This is a genomic window from Natronococcus pandeyae (assembly GCF_008122205.1).
GTDB lineage: Archaea > Halobacteriota > Halobacteria > Halobacteriales > Natrialbaceae > Natronococcus > Natronococcus pandeyae.
The window spans coordinates 281,362-297,616 of record NZ_PHNJ01000002.1 but is presented as its reverse complement, the minus strand read 5'-3'; the positions used below and the strand labels follow the sequence as shown (position 1 = coordinate 297,616).

General features: G+C 64.0%; 13 protein-coding genes. 10 read left to right on the top strand and 3 right to left on the bottom strand.

Annotated features, from left to right (window positions below):
- Positions 1–40: 40 nt before the first annotated feature.
- Positions 41–1,345 carry an ArgE/DapE family deacylase gene (locus CV102_RS05035; RefSeq protein WP_148856801.1) on the bottom strand — a complete coding sequence of 435 codons (1,305 nt, stop codon included), beginning with the start codon at positions 1,343–1,345 and terminating at the stop codon, positions 41–43.
- Positions 1,346–1,550: 205 nt separating this feature from the next.
- On the opposite strand from CV102_RS05035, the gene CV102_RS05030 reads away from it, so the two are divergent.
- The 8 genes from CV102_RS05030 (at position 1,551) to CV102_RS04995 (ending at position 11,250) form a co-directional block, all read left to right on the top strand.
- Positions 1,551–2,609, top strand: a complete 1,059-nt coding sequence (locus CV102_RS05030) for a Bug family tripartite tricarboxylate transporter substrate binding protein (protein ID WP_187432860.1) — start codon at positions 1,551–1,553, stop codon at positions 2,607–2,609.
- 175 nt (positions 2,610–2,784) lie between these two features.
- A complete protein-coding gene (locus CV102_RS05025; RefSeq protein WP_148856800.1) occupies positions 2,785–3,702 on the top strand; it encodes a hypothetical protein in 918 nt (305 codons plus the stop codon).
- On the top strand, positions 3,699–5,210 hold the full coding sequence (locus CV102_RS05020) for a tripartite tricarboxylate transporter permease (protein WP_148856799.1): 1,512 nt from the start codon (positions 3,699–3,701) through the stop codon (positions 5,208–5,210). Before CV102_RS05025 ends, CV102_RS05020 begins: the two co-directional genes overlap by 4 nt.
- 99 nt (positions 5,211–5,309) lie before the next feature.
- Positions 5,310–6,560: a M20/M25/M40 family metallo-hydrolase gene (locus CV102_RS05015; protein WP_148856798.1), complete on the top strand. Its 1,251-nt coding sequence runs from the start codon at positions 5,310–5,312 to the stop codon at positions 6,558–6,560.
- Positions 6,561–6,618: 58 nt separating this feature from the next.
- Positions 6,619–7,413: an alpha/beta fold hydrolase gene (locus CV102_RS05010; protein ID WP_148856797.1), complete on the top strand. Its 795-nt coding sequence runs from the start codon at positions 6,619–6,621 to the stop codon at positions 7,411–7,413.
- 87 nt (positions 7,414–7,500) lie between these two features.
- Positions 7,501–8,790, top strand: coding sequence for an AMP-binding protein (locus tag CV102_RS05005; protein ID WP_148856796.1), 1,290 nt, complete (start codon positions 7,501–7,503; stop codon positions 8,788–8,790).
- Between the two features lie 212 nt (positions 8,791–9,002).
- The gene (locus CV102_RS05000; RefSeq protein WP_148856795.1) at positions 9,003–10,313 is read left to right on the top strand and encodes an RNA-guided endonuclease InsQ/TnpB family protein; all 1,311 of its coding nucleotides are present in this window, start codon (positions 9,003–9,005) and stop codon (positions 10,311–10,313) included.
- A 208-nt stretch (positions 10,314–10,521) separates the two neighbouring features.
- Entirely contained in the window at positions 10,522–11,250 is a 729-nt protein-coding gene (locus CV102_RS04995) for a type 1 glutamine amidotransferase (RefSeq protein ID WP_148856794.1), read from the top strand.
- Between the two features lie 346 nt (positions 11,251–11,596).
- On the opposite strand, the gene CV102_RS04990 is transcribed toward CV102_RS04995, so the two are convergent.
- Positions 11,597–13,795, bottom strand: coding sequence for a (Fe-S)-binding protein (locus CV102_RS04990; protein WP_148856793.1), 2,199 nt, complete (start codon positions 13,793–13,795; stop codon positions 11,597–11,599).
- Between the two features lie 177 nt (positions 13,796–13,972).
- Here CV102_RS04990 and CV102_RS04985 point away from each other — a divergent pair, with 177 nt between their 5' ends.
- Entirely contained in the window at positions 13,973–14,563 is a 591-nt protein-coding gene (locus CV102_RS04985; protein ID WP_148856792.1) for a conditioned medium-induced protein 4, read from the top strand.
- A gap of 423 nt (positions 14,564–14,986) precedes the next feature.
- Complete coding sequence (locus CV102_RS04975; RefSeq protein ID WP_148856791.1) at positions 14,987–15,670, top strand: CRISPR-associated protein Cas4; 684 nt, start codon at positions 14,987–14,989, stop codon at positions 15,668–15,670.
- Here the strand turns inward: CV102_RS04975 and CV102_RS04970 are convergent.
- On the bottom strand, positions 15,667–16,251 hold the full coding sequence (locus tag CV102_RS04970) for an L-threonylcarbamoyladenylate synthase (protein ID WP_148856790.1): 585 nt from the start codon (positions 16,249–16,251) through the stop codon (positions 15,667–15,669). The two genes, CV102_RS04975 and CV102_RS04970, sit on opposite strands and share 4 nt — an antisense overlap.
- Positions 16,252–16,255 lie beyond the last annotated feature (4 nt).

The window sequence follows — 16,255 nt, the reverse complement described above, 5'->3', positions numbered from 1 at the left end:
AATCACCCGGTATGGATGTGATCGCTCGGCGTGGACGTAATCACTCGGCGATTCCGCAGTAGTCGATCGCGGAGACGGCCAGCGTCTGGGCGGTCTCGAGCAGCGAGGAAACCGTCGTGTACTCGTCGACGCCGTGGAGGTTCGGTCCGTAGGGGCCCGCCGTGACGACGGGGACGTCGTAGTATCGCTGGTAGAACCGTTCGTCGAGCGCGGCGTTCCCGCCGACGAAGCTCCCCTCCTCGCCGGTGATCGACTCGGCGTTTCGTTCGACGATCTCGACGATCTCGGCGTCGCGCGGGACTTCGTGGGGAGCGGCGTTCCAGCCGGCCCACTCGACGATTGGCGGGTTTGCAGCGAGCCACTCGTCGTCGTCGGCCGCCTCGGCGATTACGCCCTCGATCGCTTCCCGGACCTCGCCTCGAGTCTCGCCCGGCGGCCATCCGACCCGTCCCTTCATCGTCACTTCGGCGGGAACCGTGGCGGGCCAGTCGCCGCCCTCGACCACGCCCAGGTTGATGTTCGTCACGTGGCCCTCGAGGGACGGATCGGCTCCGTACGCCGGCGGAAAGTCGATTCTGTCCTGGCGTTTCTCGTTCAACTCCTCGAGTGCCCCCCGAATCCGGCAGGCCTTGTCGAAGGCGCTGACACCCTGGTGGCCCCACGCGGCGTGAGCCTTCTTGCCCGGAACGGTCACGTCGAAGAACATCACGCCGGCGCTGGCGATGCCGACGTTCGGGAGACCGAACGGCTCCGGAATAATCGCCGCGTCTGGAACGTAGCCGCGCTCGAGCGCCGAGAGGACGCCGCCGACGCCGCCGGCCTCCTCCTCGATCGTACTCTGGAGGTAGAGGTCGCCGGCGAGTTCGATACCCTCGTCCGCGAGGGTTTCGACGGCAAGTACCATCGCGGCGAGTCCGCCCTTCATATCCGAGACGCCCCGGCCGTAGAGTTCGTCGCCGTCGCGACGGAGCGCCCACGGATCGGACTCCCACGCCGACTCCGGGTCGGCCGGCACGACGTCGATGTGGCCCGAGAGTGCGAGCGTCGGCCCTTCCCCCTCTCCAGGGATCGTCGCCACCGCGTTCTCTCGGCCGTCGTAACCGTGCTCGTCGTACGACGACGTTCGGAAGAAGCCGGGGTGATCCGACAGTCGCTCGACGCTCGGTTCCCAGGTGTCGACCTCGAGATCGAGTCGGTCGAACGCCTCGAGCATCACCGCCTGTCCGCGAGGCTCACGTCCCGTCACCGATTTCGCCGAGACGAGTTCCTCGAGCAGTTCCAGCAGGTCGGACTCCCGGTTTGCGATCGTCTCTTCGACGCGGCGCCTGGCATCCCGTTTGTTCATGCGAAAGGATGGGCCGTCGGCGCGATATACGTGTGGGCCTGTCTCGCTGATGACAGTATTGGGTTCCGATACGTGTATGTCTGGCTGAATGTATGCTAGACTTTTCAACTGCATTCAAAATGACCTCATATTTATTGTGAAAATATGCCGATTTCGGCTTTTATCCGAAAGTATTATCCGTCCTTGTTTCATGTGCTCGAGTATCATGGACCGTAGAACGTTCATCAAGACAACAGGTGCAGCGGGTGCAGTGGGACTGAGTGGGGTCGCTGGATGTCTCGGTGACGACGGAGATGGGGACGACGGCGACTTCCCCTCCGAATCGCTCACCTGGATGATTCCGTGGGGTGAAGGTGGTGGTACCGACACGTACGCTCGCCAGATGGCTCCGATCATGGAGGATCCGCTCGGCCAGTCGATCGAGATCGACAACCGGGAGGGTGCCGGCAGTATGCTCGGCAGCGAGTGGCTCGTCCAGCAGGACAACGACGGATACACGTTCGGAACCGTCAACCCGCCGGGATGGAGTTTTACCTGGCGAGCCCAGGAGGTCGACGGCTGGCATCCCGACGACCTCGAACCGATCGCACACTCCGGCGTCTTCGGCTACACGCTCATCGTGAACGACGACGCCGCCGAGGAGGCGGGAATCGACGACTTCGGCTCGCTTCGAGACGCGTACGCCGACGACGAGATCAGCGGCTTCGGCTACCAGGGTGCAGGGAGCGACAGCCACCTTACGACGCTCATGCTCAGAGACGAGTACGGCCTCGAGTACGACAGCGCCGTTCCGTACGACGGCGGTGGCCCGACCATGGAAGCGGTGATCGGCGGCGAAGTGGCGGCTGGCTTCGCGACGAACACCTCCGCCGTCGCTGCCGAGGAATCCGGCGAGGCAACCGCCATCGTCAACCTCATGGACATCGATCTCGACCACGTCTTCTCCGGCATCGACCCGATCTCGGACTACGGCGACAGCCTGGCCTGGATCACGGAGTTCTATCAGGTGCAGGTCGCACCGCCGGACACGCCGGAAGACGTCCGTGAAACGATCATGGAGGCCGTCCAGGAGGCAACCGAGGACGAGGACACCCAGGAGTGGGAGGAAGAGACGGGTAACATCGTCGAGTTCGGCGACATGGATGACGCCGCGGATCAGTACGTGGGGAGCGTCGACGAGATCGAATCGCAGGTCGACGACGCCATCGGTGGCTTCGACGAGTTCCAGCGGATGGTCGACGAGGAAGAAGACGAAGAGGAGTAGTCGACTCATCCGGAACGTCTGCTGTGTCGCTTTCGAACGTGAGGAAACGAGATATGTCACAATACAAATCTGATACTGCAGGGAGCGCTCGCGACTGCCGCCGAGCGCTGCGGGCTGGTACCATCGTCGTTGATCGAGACGTATTCGAAGCCGAATCTGTTGGACGGGACCGACCATGGAACAGGACAACTCCACGATAAACGCGACTCGGGCGGCCCTGGCAGACGCCGGTGAGAAGGCGCTGGGCGAACGACCGACGATGGAACACGCGTTGCTTCTACTGTTCCTGGTCGTCGGCCTCTATATGTACCTCGGGGCGTCGGAGTACGCGTCGGCCGCACAGACGTTTCCGCGGCTCATGGCCGGCGGAACGGTCGTTCTCTCGTTCCTCCTGCTTACCCGGAACTACCTGACCGTCGCCGCGCCGGTGATCGGTGCGGCGCTAGGTGCGTACTTCGTCTACGGCGGCGCCACCTCCTTCATCGACGACGGGGAGGGACTGCTTCGGCTGGCCGTCGGCGTCGGGTTACTGATCGGTGCCGTCGGCTACCGCGAGCGGTTCGGTGCCGCGGTCGAGTCGTTCGTCGCGGAACCCATGCAAGTGATGGGCGACAAGGAGACGTCCGGTGCGCCGGTCGCGGACGAGACCGAACTCGAGGACGTCGACGAAGCCGACGCCGACGCGGCAACCGAAGGTACCGAGACGGACGCGGACACCGCCGAAACGGAAACGGAAGCCGAAGCGGAGAGCGACTCGTCGGCGATGTACGTCTACGATATCGACGATCCGCGGGGGCCCATCGTTACCGGGCTGCTCTGTACCGGCTACATGGTGTTGACGTTCCTGATCGGGATGCTGTACGCGACGCCGATTTTCGTCGTCGCCTGGGTGCTCTGGGTTCGGATGGAACTCATAAAGGCCGTCGGACTCACCGTCCTCAGCTTCGCCACTGCCTACCTCTTTTACGACCTCATCCAGGACGACATCGCCGAGGGGTGGCTCACCGGCTGGGAACTGCCGCCGCCGGACGACCTGCTCGGGCTCTCGATATACGCCGGTGACCTGCTCCAGTGGGCGGTGATGATCGTATGACGGTTGAGTCCTTTATCGGCGCGGTCGAGGCGCTGTTGACGGTCGAGACGATGATCTGGCTGCTCGCCGGCGTCATCATCGGCATCATCGTGGGCGGGCTTCCGGGGCTCGGCCCGCCGCTCGGGATGGCGATCATCCTCCCGCTGACGCTCCCGCTCGAGGCCGCGAGTGCGATCATCTTGCTGGTCGGCGTCTACAGCGGGTCGATGTACGGCGGTTCGATCGCGGCGATCCTCATCAACACGCCGGGGGTGTCGTCGTCCGCGGCGACGATGTTCGACGGCTATCCGATGTCGAAGCAAGGCCGGGCAGCGACCGCGCTGGCGATCTCTGCGACGGCCTCCGCGTTCGCCGGACTGTTCACCATCACGGCGCTGATCCTGTTCTCGCCGGGGTTGATCGAGATGGTGCTCCGGGTCGGGACGCCCGAGCGGTTCCTCGTCGCGATCCTCGGACTGGCGATGATCACCGTCGTCACCCGGGGCTCGTTCGCGAAGGGGATCCTCGCCGGCGTGGCGGGGCTGCTGGTCACGACCGTCGGTATCGCGCCGATGTCGCTCGATCAGCGCTACTCCGAAACGATGTACCTGTACGACGGGATCGACTTCGTCGCGGTGCTGATCGGTCTGTTCGCGATCGCGGAGATGATGAAACTCGCCGGCCAGGAAGGCGGGATCGCGAAGGGCGACGTGACGATCGACAGGGCCGGCATCACGGAGGGGATCGTCTCGACGCTCAAACACCCCATCACGGTGTTCAAATCGGCGAATATCGGCATGATCGTCGGCGCGATTCCCGGCGCGGGCGCGACGGTATCGAACTTCGTCGCATACTCCGAGGCGGTTCGTTCCTCGAGCGATCCCGACTCGTTCGGTTCCGGGAACGAGATCGGCGTGATCGCCTCCGAGGCATCTAACAACGGGACGGTCGCCGGCTCGCTCGTTCCGGCGATCTCCTTCGGGATTCCGGGAAGTTCCTCGACCGCCGTCCTCATCGGCGGTCTGCTCATGCACGACCTCCGTCCCGGTCCGAGCATGTTCGATCCGAGTGGCGAACTCACGCTGACGTACACGATGTTGCTGGCGTTGCTCGTCGGCAACGTCGTCATCCTCCTCTTCGGTCTGTCGATGGTGACGCAACTCGGCTACCTGACGAAGATCGACACCGATTACATCATTCCGATGGTCGTCGTCCTCTCGTTCCTGGGGACGTACGCGCTTCGGATCAACCCGATCGACATCCTGACGATCATCGTCTTCGGCGTGATCGGGTTCTACATGGTTCGGTACAACTACTCGGTGATCGCGTTCGTCCTCGGGGTGGTCCTCGGGGACATCGCCGAGGAGAACCTCTACACCTCGCTGCAGCTCTCGGACGGCTCGTACATGATCTTCGTCAACCCGCTCGAGTACGGCCGCTGGCTCTCGTTCGTCCTGTCGGTCGTGATCGTCGCGCTCGTCTTCGGACCGTTCGTCAAGCGCTGGTGGGCGGACAGAATCTCGTCGTAGTCCGAAACATCGGCCCGTTGACGACCTCGGGGCGCGTTTTCGTCCCGTTTCCCGAACCGGATGCCCCGGTATTTTGTGAGCTCACTTCCAGACTCGTGTATGGAGTTCGCGACGACGTGGGACGAGGAGTTGCGGTCGTTCGCCGACGAACTGTGTCGGTTCGAGACGACCGCAGGAAACGAGGCGCCGGCCCAGGAGTGGCTCTACGACGTCCTCGAGGATGCTGGCTTCGAGACCTACCGCTGGGAGGCCGACGCCGGAACGCTCGCGGAACACCCGTCGTTTCCGGACGACCCTGCCGAGATCGAGACGGCCAACCGACCGAGCGTCGCGGGCGTCCTCGAGTTCGGCGACCCCGAGGCGGGTCGGACGCTCGTTCTGAATGGCCACGTCGATGTGGTACCGCCAGGAACCGGCTGGAACGGAGCGCCGTTCGAGCCCCGGTGGGCGGACGGAGAGCTCACCGCTCGCGGCGCGGCGGATATGAAGTGCGGGCTGGCGACCTGCGTGTTCGCGGCGCGCCACCTCGCGTCGTCGGCACAGTCACTCGACGGCAGGATCGTCGTCGAGAGCGTCGCCGGCGAGGAGGAAGGCGGCATCGGTGCGGCCGCCGCGGCCCTGGAGAACCCGTACCCGTTCTCGCGTGACGCAGCGATCGTCGCCGAACCGACCGACTGTCGGCCGGTGACGGCAACCGAAGGGAGCCTGATGAAGCGGCTTCGTCTCGAGGGACGGTCGGCCCACGCGGCGACGCGCTGGCACGGAGAGTCGGTCCTCCCCCGGTTCGAGCGGATCCGGCGGGCATTCGAGGACCTCGAGGCCGAGCGCGGCGAACGAGTCGGGCATCCGCTGTACGAGGAGTTCCCGATTCCGTGGCCGGTCTGTTTCGGCCGTGTCGAGGCGGGTCGCTGGGCCTCGTCGGTTGCGGACGAACTCACCGCGGAGGTCCGCATCGGCGTCGCGCCTGGGGAGACGGTCGCCGAGGTCGAACGGGAGTTCGAGGAGCGGCTGGGCGGGGTCGTCGCCGAGGATCCGTTCCTCGAGTCCCGACCACCCGAGTTCGAACGGTTCTCGATCCAGTTCGAACCGGCCGAGATCGAGGCGGACGAGCCGGTGGTTCGGGCGGTACAGTCGGCGATGGAGGCCACTGGTCTCGAGCCGACCGCCCCTCAGGGTGCGACCTACGGCGCCGACAGCCGCCACTACGTGCGAGCGGGAATCCCGACCGTTCTGTTCGGGCCGGGGAGCATCGAGCAGGCACACTTCCCCGAGGAGAGCATCGAGTGGGAAGAGGTCCTCACGGCCGGTGAGACACTCACCGAAGCGGCCAGGTCGTACCTCGCGGCCTGACGTCGGGAACCCCGCTCGAACCGAAACCATCCTGTCCCGCGAGGACGATCCCTCGAGTATGCCCACCGCATCGAACGGCAGTGTCTCGCTGTACTACCGCCGCGAGGGCGACGGCGAGCGCGGAGATGTGCCCGTCGTCTTCGTCCCGGAGGCCGGACTCGGCGGCTGGTCGTGGGGATGGCAACACGCCGCGCTCACCGGACCGTACGAGACGGTCGTCTGGGACCTCCGCGGGACGGGCCGGTCGGACGCGCCAGAGGGACCGTACGCCATGGGGACGCTCGTCGACGACCTCGAGACGATCCTCGAAGCGATCGGCGCGCGGAGCGCACACCTCGTCGGCACGGGTCTCGGCGGTGCAATCGCGCTCACCGCAGCCCGAACCTCGACCCGCGTCGAGTCGCTGTCGCTGTTCGGCACCGCCGCCTCCGGTGACGCGTTCGACCTCGAACCCCTCTTCGCACCGCCGGACGACCCAGGGGAACTTCGAACGTCGCTCGAGGCGGGGCTCTCCGTCGACTTTCTCGACGAGCAACCGGACGTCGTCGACGGCATCGTCGACTGGCGAGCTGACGGCGACGCAGCCCGCGAGGGATGGGAGGCACAGGTCGCCGCGCTCGAGACGTTCGACGCGTCGTCCTCGCTCGTTTCCGTGACCCAGCCGACGCGGGTCTTCCACGGGACGGACGACGCGCTCGTCCCGCCGTCCGCCGGCCGGAACCTGGCGGACGGGCTTCCGCGCGGGGAGTTCGTCCCGGTCGAGGGCGCGGGCCATCTCGTCACCATCGAACGCTCGCGAACGGTCAACGACCGACTGCTCGGGTTTCTCGAGACGAACGCGACCGACAGGTAACGACTCCCAACCCATCGAGGCTTGGCCGGCCCGTTGCTTGCCATTGTGCCCCGCCGTACTACGTAGTCGGACGTCGAAAACAGAGCCGTGACTCTTTCGCTGGCTCGTCGCGCCGAACGGTCCCCCGACCGTACAGCTGTCGTCGACATCTCCGAAGAGCATCTCTACGCACCCGCGGAAACCGTCCACGCGGATCGCGTCTCCTACGCGGAGCTGTCGCAGATCGTCGGCCGAACTGCCGGCGCACTCGCCGATCACGGCGTCGAACCCGGTGACACCGTCTGTCTCGTGACGCGAAACCGCGTCGCGTCGATCGCGTTCCTGTTCGCGTGCCGTCGACTGGGTGCGACGCTCGCACCGATCTCGCATCGGCTGACACCGACGACCGTGAAACGCCCGTTCGACGCGCTCGAGCCGTCTCTCGTCGTCGCCGAAGCGGCCCAGCGCGACCTCGTTCGATCGATCCGGTCGGAGCAGACCGCGACGCTCGACCAGCTCGCGGATGCCGACGCGTCGACCGTCACTACTCCGAAGCGGTCGACCGACGTGGACGCGCCGCTGCTCGCACTCCACGGCGAGCCCGGCCGCCCCGTCGTCGCGTTCTCCGCGAGTGCGGTCGAGTGGAACTGCATCAGCGCCATCGTCACGTGGGGGTTCTCGAGGAACGATTCGGGGATCGTCCTCGATCCGCTGTCGGCTCCCGACGGGCTGTTTCGTGTCGCGTTACCGCTGTTGTACGTCGGTGGGCAGCTCCTGCTCGACCGGGCCTTCGATCCCGGCGACACGCTGACGGCGATCGACGAGCGCGACGTGGCGCTGCTCGGCGGCCGCGCGGCACCGATTCGAGAGCTCGCGGCCGGTGAGAACGCCGACGCACTCGCGGGACTCGAGCGCGCGATCTGCGACCACGCGGCCGACGAGGACGCGCTCGAGACGCTGCTCGAGCACGACGTGTCCGTCTCGTCTGCGTACGGACTGCTCGAGTGTCCAACGGCGATGAGCCGAGCGGTCGCCGAGCCGACGGCGGACGACGAGATCGGACGACCGATACTCGACTGTCGGGCGCGACTAGTCGACGACGAGAGCACTGTCCTCGAGGGTGCCGCCGAGGGAATCCTCCAGCTTTCGGGACCGGTCGTCGCCGACGGCTACGTAAACCTCGCCGATACCGGCGACGCGACCGGCTCGAGAGAGGCGAAACAGGAGGACGGCTCGAACGAAGAGGCGAGAATGGAGCGAGGAACCGACGAGGCTGACGAGCACGGTTCTGCAGGATCGGCCGACGAGGACGACGATACGAGACGGTTCACCGACGGATGGTTCGACACCGGCGACCGATTCCGACGGGACGAGGACGGCGTCTATAGTAGCCACTGAAAGTCAATGCACACCCGATCGCACGACAGCCGTGCGATCAGTGTGTAACTCGTTTCAGTTGTTACTATACTATCTTTAAACAGCGAAAGAATCCCGCCGTTCACGGCGGGCGTGAATCGCGTCACTCAACTACAGAATCCACCGCTCGATGGCAAACCGGATATTCCACGCTAATCCGAGTCACTAAGTAGGTCTGTCTACATAGGCTATGTATGGCGATTGAGGTCACTCGCACCTACGTTGGTTCCATCCAGAACCACCGGCAGGTCTGCGATGGCCTCGACTCGCTCGGAGACTCCGCCTCGAAAATCTGGAACATCGCACGATGGACAGCCGACCGCATCTGGGGCGCAACAGGCGAAATACCAGATGAAGGGACGCTCAAAGCGTACATGAAGAACCAGTCATGCTGGAAAGATTTGAACGCACAATCCAGTCAGAAAGTCATCGAAGAACTTTCCGACGCTTTCCAGTCCTGGTTCGACCTGCGACAGAAAGACCCAGAAGCGAATCCGCCCGGCTACCGCAAACACGGCGACACTCGACCCAAGAGTACAGTCACGTTCAAAACAGACGGGTTCAAACACGATCCCGAGAACAACCGCGTCCGACTCAGCAAAGGCTCGAACCTCAAGGAGTATTGGTCGGACTTCATTCTCTGTGAGTACCAGACGCGCCCCGACGTTGATCTCTCGGAAGTCAACAGAGTGCAGAACGTTCGCGCCGTCTGGAACGGCGAGGAGTGGGAACTACACTTCATCTGCAAAGTCGAACTCGAAACCAACGACTCAGCAGGCGACGGCGTTGCGGGAATCGACCTCGGCATCAAGAACATCGCCACGGTCGCCTTCCCCGACGAATACGTTCTCTACCCCGGCAACTCGCTCAAACAGGACAAGCACTACTTCACCCGAGCAGAGTACGATACGGCGGGTAAGAACGGCCCGTCCGAGAAGTCGATGTGGGCACGTCGGAAACTCGCAGACCGCGAGACGCATTTCTACCACGTTCTCACAGACTCCATCATCACGGAGTGTGTCGAACGGAACGTGGGAACGCTCGCGGTGAGTTGGCCTGAAGACGTGCGAGAATCAGACTGGGGCAAAACGGGGAACAAGAAGTTGCACTCGTGGGCGTTTGACCGCATCTACCAGTACCTCGAATACAAAGGTGAGATTCGTGGCGTCGAGGTACTGAAGGAGAACGAATGGGACACCAGTAAGACCTGTTCACGGTGTGGTGGCGACACGAAGTCGAACCGTGTTGAACGTGGCCTGTACGTCTGCTCGTCGTGTGAGTTGGTAGCCAACGCGGATTGTAACGGAGCGGAGAACATGCGACAGAAGATAACTCCGAGTCCTCACGGCGAGGATAGGAGTAACGGCTGTGTGGTGGTTCGAGAGACCTTCGGTCTCTCGTCATCACGAAAGGCGCTTTGCGCCTTTCGAACGACACAGCCATCGACATACTTGTTCGACCGCGAAAGCGGGACGTTCAACACGAGAGAACAGGTCGTGTCGTAAACCAGCAAATATCCCAACTGCGGTACGGGAAGCCTCGCCGTTTACGGCGAGGAGGATGTCACCGGGGCTGAGTACTGACCGATTACTCCCGTTCCGTTCGACACTCAGTAGATCGAGTGACCGTTCAGGTTTTCTTCTGGCTCCACAGTTGCGGCAACGCCGGCGCGTGGCGGAAAGCATTTTTCCACGGAGTAACCATGTATTGCTGATGAGCCAGCTTCGTATTGCCGTCCTGAACGCATCGCACCAGGACGAGAACACGACGCGAAACTTCCGACGCGAACTCGACGCCTCCCTGGCCGAGTTCGACGTCACCGAGGGCTCGCTGCCGAAGACGTTCGACTTCGACGGGGTCGTCGTCACCGGCTCCCGGTCCTCGGTCTACTGGGACGACGAGTGGATTCAACCGACCAAGGAGTGGGTGGGCGAGGCGATCGAACGCGATATTCCGTTCCTCGGCATCTGCTGGGGTCACCAACTGCTCGCGGACGCCCTCGGCGGAACCGTCGAGAGCATGGGTGCCTACGAGGTCGGCTACAGCGAGATCGAGCAGACCAGCGACTCGCGGCTGTTCGACGGCATCTCCAGCGAGTTCACCGCCTTCACGAGTCACGCCGACGAGGTCTCCGCACTTCCGGCCGGCGCCGAACCGCTCGCACAGAACCACTACTCCAACCACGGCTTCCGCAAGGACCGGGTCTTCGGCGTCCAGTTCCACCCCGAGTACGACACCAGGACCGCCCGCGATCTCGTCCACAAGAAGGAGCTCTCGGACGAACGCCGCGAGTCCGTGCTCGCCGAGATCACCGAGGAGAACTACCAGCGAGCCTGCGAGGCGAAGCTGGTGTTCGAGAACTTCCTCGAGTACGTGGCCGAACTGCAGTCGAGCGAAACGGCGGTAGACTCGAGTCCCGATCTCGAGCGCACCTCCTCGTAGCGTCACCGTCGGGTATCCGCCGATCCGAGTCTCGATCAGGTTGCACTGCGACGGCGATCCCTTTTAGATACTGCCGCCGCCCGGTCCGGAGATCAGCGCTGGTCGATCGATCAGTTGCTCGTCTACTCTCGTCGAGGCAGTCGTCTTCGAGTCGCATGGTATCGTTCGCCCCGCCTTGGCCGTGCCATCTGATTTAAAAAATCACCTTCCGCGAACGACTGCCAGTCCGGTCTGCATCCCCCTCTGGATCCGGACACTCACCGATTTCGCGATCCAGGGACTCGAGATGCGGAACGAAACTCCCGCCGAAAACAGAACGAGAATCGAGTGCGATCCGAGAGCCGACTCAGTCCGCCGCGATCTCGAGGTTCGCTTCTTTTTCGGCGCCGATCGCCTCGACGATCAGCTCCGCGATGTCGACGATCTCGATCTCGTCCTCGTAGCCGCCGGTCTTGCGGCCGTCCTCGTACATCGTCATGCACATCGGACAGGCGACGACGAACTTTTCGACTCCCGACCCGGCGTCGGTGTCCTCGAGCGCCTCGCGAATTCGCTCCTCGCTCGGCTTGGGCTCTTCCTCGAAGTCCATCCAGAGACCGCCGCCGCCGCCGCCACAACAGAAGGAGTTGTCGCGGTTGCGGGGCATCTCGTCGAGCGTACAGCCCGTGGCCGTGATGAGCGCGCGCGGGGCCTCGTACTCGTCGTTGTACCGGCCCAGGTGACACGGATCGTGGTAGGTGACCGTGTAGTCGAGTTCGGTGCCGGTGAGCCCGAGTTTCCCCTCCGTGACGAGCTCTTCGACGGCCTGGGTCCAGTGGAGGACGTCGATCTCGCCGTCGGCGTTCCACTCGTCTTCGTAGTCGAACGGCATCATCGGATCGTCGGCGAACTCCTCGAAGTCGAGCTCCGGATACTCGTTCTTGAAGGTGTTGTAGGAGTGGGGATCGGTGCAGACGATCTTGTCGAACTCGCAGTCCTCCCACGTTTCGACGTGGTGACCGGCGAGTTCGATGTAGAGGAACTCCTCGCCGACGCGGCGGATGTCGTTGCCGTCGTACTTCTCGTCGTCGAAGAGGATGCCGAAGCTGACGTCCGCTTCCTGCAGGATCGTCGCCAGCGAGCGAGCGACCTGCTTGTTGCGGTCGTCGTAGCTCGGGTAGTCGCCGACGTACCAGAGGTAGTCGACCTCTTCCTCGCGGGCGTCGGTGACGTCGAACTCGAGTTCGTCGGCCCAGTCGGCCCGGTTACGCGGCGAGTCGCCGAACGTGTTGCCGTCCTGCATGACGTTCTGGAAGACGTCCTGCATGCTCGGAGCGATGTCACCCTGGTCGGTCATCTGCCGGTTGAGCCGGGTAAAGGACTGGAGGTGTTCGATCTCGACCGGACAGGCGTCCATACAGGCCATACAGGCCATACAGGACTCCATCGTCTCGGTGTTGATGACGCTCGTGCCGCCGTCGGCGATGATCGGCTGCTCCTCGCCGCCGGCCTCGAGTTCCTCGCGATACTTCTTCAGGTCGAGGATGACGTTTCGCGGGTCGAGCGGGCGGTCGGAGGCCTTCGCGGGACAGACCGACGAACAGCGCCCGCACTTGGTACAGGCGTCCTGGTCGAGCATCTCTTTCCAGGTGAAGTCGTCGATGGATTCGGCGTTGGTCGCGTCCAGGTCCGAGGGGACGTTCGGCAGCCGTTTGCCGGCCTTCTGGTCGCGCGTGACGACGTTCGCGAACGAGGAGAGCATGTGGAACGGCTTCGCGTAGGGGATCCACGCGATGAAGAAGAACGCGATCAGCGAGTGCGACCACCACGCCAGCCAGTGGAACGTCTCGGCGTTGAAGCCGAAGACGCCCAGTGTGACGTGGTTCGGATCGGTCGCCGTCCCCTCGACGACGGGGATGCCGATCGCCTGGAAGATCAGCGCGAGCCCCCAGCCGACGAAGCTGACGATCTCGTGGTCCGGCATCCCGGTCGCGTAGATCCGCAGTCCCTCGAGCAGGAAGCCGCCGACGCCCAGCGCGAACAGCGTCCAGATGAAGATGTCGTCCTCGTTGCTGGTGTGGCGGTCCCAGAGACGCTCGTTGCGGACCCAGTACCGGCGGTACATCGCCATCCCGATGCCGACGACGAACAGCAGCCCCATCGCGTCGACCATGAACTGGTAGGCGAGGTAGAAGTCGCCGACCCAGAACGAGCCCTGGAACGGTTCCCAGAAGTAGCCGTCGATGAAGAGGATCGTCGTCGCGATCAGCAGGGTCAGAAAGCCCCACATGATAAACGAGTGCATCAGTCCGCCGTAGAGATCCCTGTTGAACTGCTTCTCGTTCGAGAGCACGATCTTGGCCCCGCCGACGATTCGACTCGAGAGGTCGTCGAGTCGGTCGAACGGGTCGTCGTCGCCCGCGGCGTAGCGGGCGAACCGCTGGTACACACCGTAGAGGAAGACGAGGATCGTAACGGTCGCGAGGAGATAGAACAGCGCGTACTCCGTGCTGCTGAGTCCCCAGTACGTCTCTCTCGTCACCTCCGTCTGCGCTACAACGTTCATATACAATCAGGTGCGGGGCTGTAACTTAATTCTTGTCACGTCACAAGGTGACGTAACGTGACGCCTTCTTGCGTAAATTGACAAACTATTTTTAGTTCATCATAATTATCGACACGCGATCCGTTCAAGATTATCTGGCAACAGGCTTAAATAGCCACCTGTCGGGAGTGTCTACCCATGAACGACAAAACCGAAGAACTCCGAGACATTTTCACCGACGTCACCGACGGCGAGGAAACCGTTACCGAAGCACAGGAAAACACCCGCGGATCGCTCGAGAAGGACGAGCGAACCGACCGGGAACGTCTCGAGAGCGTCGTCACGCAGATGCAGGAGCGATACGAGTTCGAGGGGCCGCTCTCGACTGACGAGTACATTATCGTCGCGAGAGGGTTCTACGACGATGTACCCGACGAGGAACTCGCAGACGAACTCGACGTCGACGAGGCCGATATCTTCGAGGCGCGGATGTCGCTCCACCTGGTCAGCGACGACGACGCCGACGAGGTCGACCTCGTCGCGATCCGCGACCGCGAGGAGGACGATGCGACGCTCGCCACGGAGTACGACGTCACCGAGGCCCAGATCAGCCGCTACCGACGGATCGCGGCAGCCCAGGACGAGTCTCGAGCGGCGAACGACCGCTACCGCGACGAGTTCGACAGCATCCTCGCCGACGCGGCGCTCTCTGAGCGCATGGCGACGGACGTCCGCGAGGACGGTCTCGAGGACGCGACCGAAGGGATGGAGACGGACGTGGAGTTTTAACGACGAACTTTTTTAACCGGGTCCTCGCTCGCTGCGCTCGCTCGAACCCGGTCAAAGAACTTCGATGAAAAAAGGCCGAGCGCTCGCTGCGCTCGCGCTCGGTACAATCGCTTACTTCCCGCGTACAGCTGCGACCACTACAGTAGCCACTGAACGTCAGTGCGCATCCGAGCGCACGACAGGAGCGCGGTTCGGAGTGAGCGCGGTTCGGAACGTGCGCGGTTCGGAACGAACGAAGTGAGTGAGAACCGCGGAACGCGAACGGGGAGCGAACGCGACCCGTGAGCGACGCGAGCGAGAACCGCGGACAGTGCGATTGGTGTGCAGACAGTTTCAGTTGTTACTATAGCTCCCACACAGTCACAGCCACCTTCGTCCGGCTCCGGACGAGACTTTTTATAGGAAGGGTCGGCCAGACGAGTCGTGTCTCGAGCCCACGTCCCCTTCAGCGACCTGCGAACGGCCACCTACTGTCCGCGGAAGTGCTACTACCAGCGCCGGCGCGATTCGGACGAGCGCGAACCGCCACCTGAGGTCGAGTCGATTCGAGCGCTCGCGACCCGCTACGAGGCGCTGCTCGAGCCCGACGCCGGCCTCGAGGCCGAACCGATCGCCGTCCCGTCGGCTGCGTACCGCGACCGGCTCGCCAACACGCGGGAGCGACTCGCCGAGGACGGCCACTGGGATCGTCTCCGTGACCCTGCCGAACTGAACGTCCTCGCGACCGGGCGCCACTGTCGCGGGATCGTTCACAAGGTGCTGGCAGAGCCGCTCGAGCCAGCGCTCGTCTCCGCGGGGAAGCCCCCGGAGAACGGCGTCTGGGAGCCCCAGTCGGTCCACGCCGTCGCGGCCGCGAAAGCCCTCGCCTGGGAGCACGAGCAGTCGATCGAGCACGCCTGGCTCGAGTACCCCGCCCACGGCGTGATCCGCCGCGTTCGGCTCACGACGCGTCGCAAGGCCCGGTACCGTCGCGCGCTCCGGACGGTTCGGGAACTCGACGGCCCGCCCGCGAGAATCGACGATCGGTCGAAGTGTGAGGCCTGCGAGTTCGCCGACGAGTGCGGCGTCCGGACGCGGACGCTGCGGTCGCTGCTCGGACTGGGTTAGTGGGCCTTGAGCCAGCGCTCGATCTCGTCGGCTCGCGCGCCGCGGCGGTGGATCGTCCCGCTCGAGACGTCGACGACCGTGCTCTCGGTGCCGGGCGCTTCGCCGTCGTCGAGGGCCACCGCGGCTGCCTCGCGGATCGCCGGCTGGAGCTCCTCGAGTCGCCGGACGCTCCCACGTCCGCTGACGTTCGCGCTCGTCGCGGTGATCGGTGTCCCGGCGCGCTCGCAGAGCCGAAGCGCGAGGGGGTGATCCGGGATCCTGACGCCGACGCGGTCCTGCCCCGCCGTGAGTTCGTCCGGGACGGAATCGCAGCGGCGACAGAGCACTGTCACCGGACCTGGGAGGAACGTCGCCATGAACTCGCGTTCGCGCGTGCTCGTACGGACGTACTCGAGTGCTGCTGGCACCGACGGAACCGCCATCGAGACCGGCTTGGATCGATCGCGCCCCTTCGCCTCGAAGACGCGCTCGACGGCGGCGGGGTCGAGTGCGTCCGCACCGAGGCCGTAGACGGTTTCCGTGGGATAGACGACTAGCTCGCCGCCCCGAATTGCGGTCGCGGCACGCTCGAGTTCGCTCATGTTC

Coding starts and splice junctions, on each gene's coding strand:
- CV102_RS05035 (WP_148856801.1), bottom strand. CDS start 1,345: ATGAACAAACGGGATGCCAGGCGCCGCGTCGAAGAGACGATCGCAAAC.
- CV102_RS05030 (WP_187432860.1), top strand. CDS start 1,551: ATGGACCGTAGAACGTTCATCAAGACAACAGGTGCAGCGGGTGCAGTG.
- CV102_RS05025 (WP_148856800.1), top strand. CDS start 2,785: ATGGAACAGGACAACTCCACGATAAACGCGACTCGGGCGGCCCTGGCA.
- CV102_RS05020 (WP_148856799.1), top strand. CDS start 3,699: ATGACGGTTGAGTCCTTTATCGGCGCGGTCGAGGCGCTGTTGACGGTC.
- CV102_RS05015 (WP_148856798.1), top strand. CDS start 5,310: ATGGAGTTCGCGACGACGTGGGACGAGGAGTTGCGGTCGTTCGCCGAC.
- CV102_RS05010 (WP_148856797.1), top strand. CDS start 6,619: ATGCCCACCGCATCGAACGGCAGTGTCTCGCTGTACTACCGCCGCGAG.
- CV102_RS05000 (WP_148856795.1), top strand. CDS start 9,003: ATGGCGATTGAGGTCACTCGCACCTACGTTGGTTCCATCCAGAACCAC.
- CV102_RS04995 (WP_148856794.1), top strand. CDS start 10,522: ATGAGCCAGCTTCGTATTGCCGTCCTGAACGCATCGCACCAGGACGAG.
- CV102_RS04990 (WP_148856793.1), bottom strand. CDS start 13,795: ATGAACGTTGTAGCGCAGACGGAGGTGACGAGAGAGACGTACTGGGGA.
- CV102_RS04985 (WP_148856792.1), top strand. CDS start 13,973: ATGAACGACAAAACCGAAGAACTCCGAGACATTTTCACCGACGTCACC.
- CV102_RS04970 (WP_148856790.1), bottom strand. CDS start 16,251: ATGAGCGAACTCGAGCGTGCCGCGACCGCAATTCGGGGCGGCGAGCTA.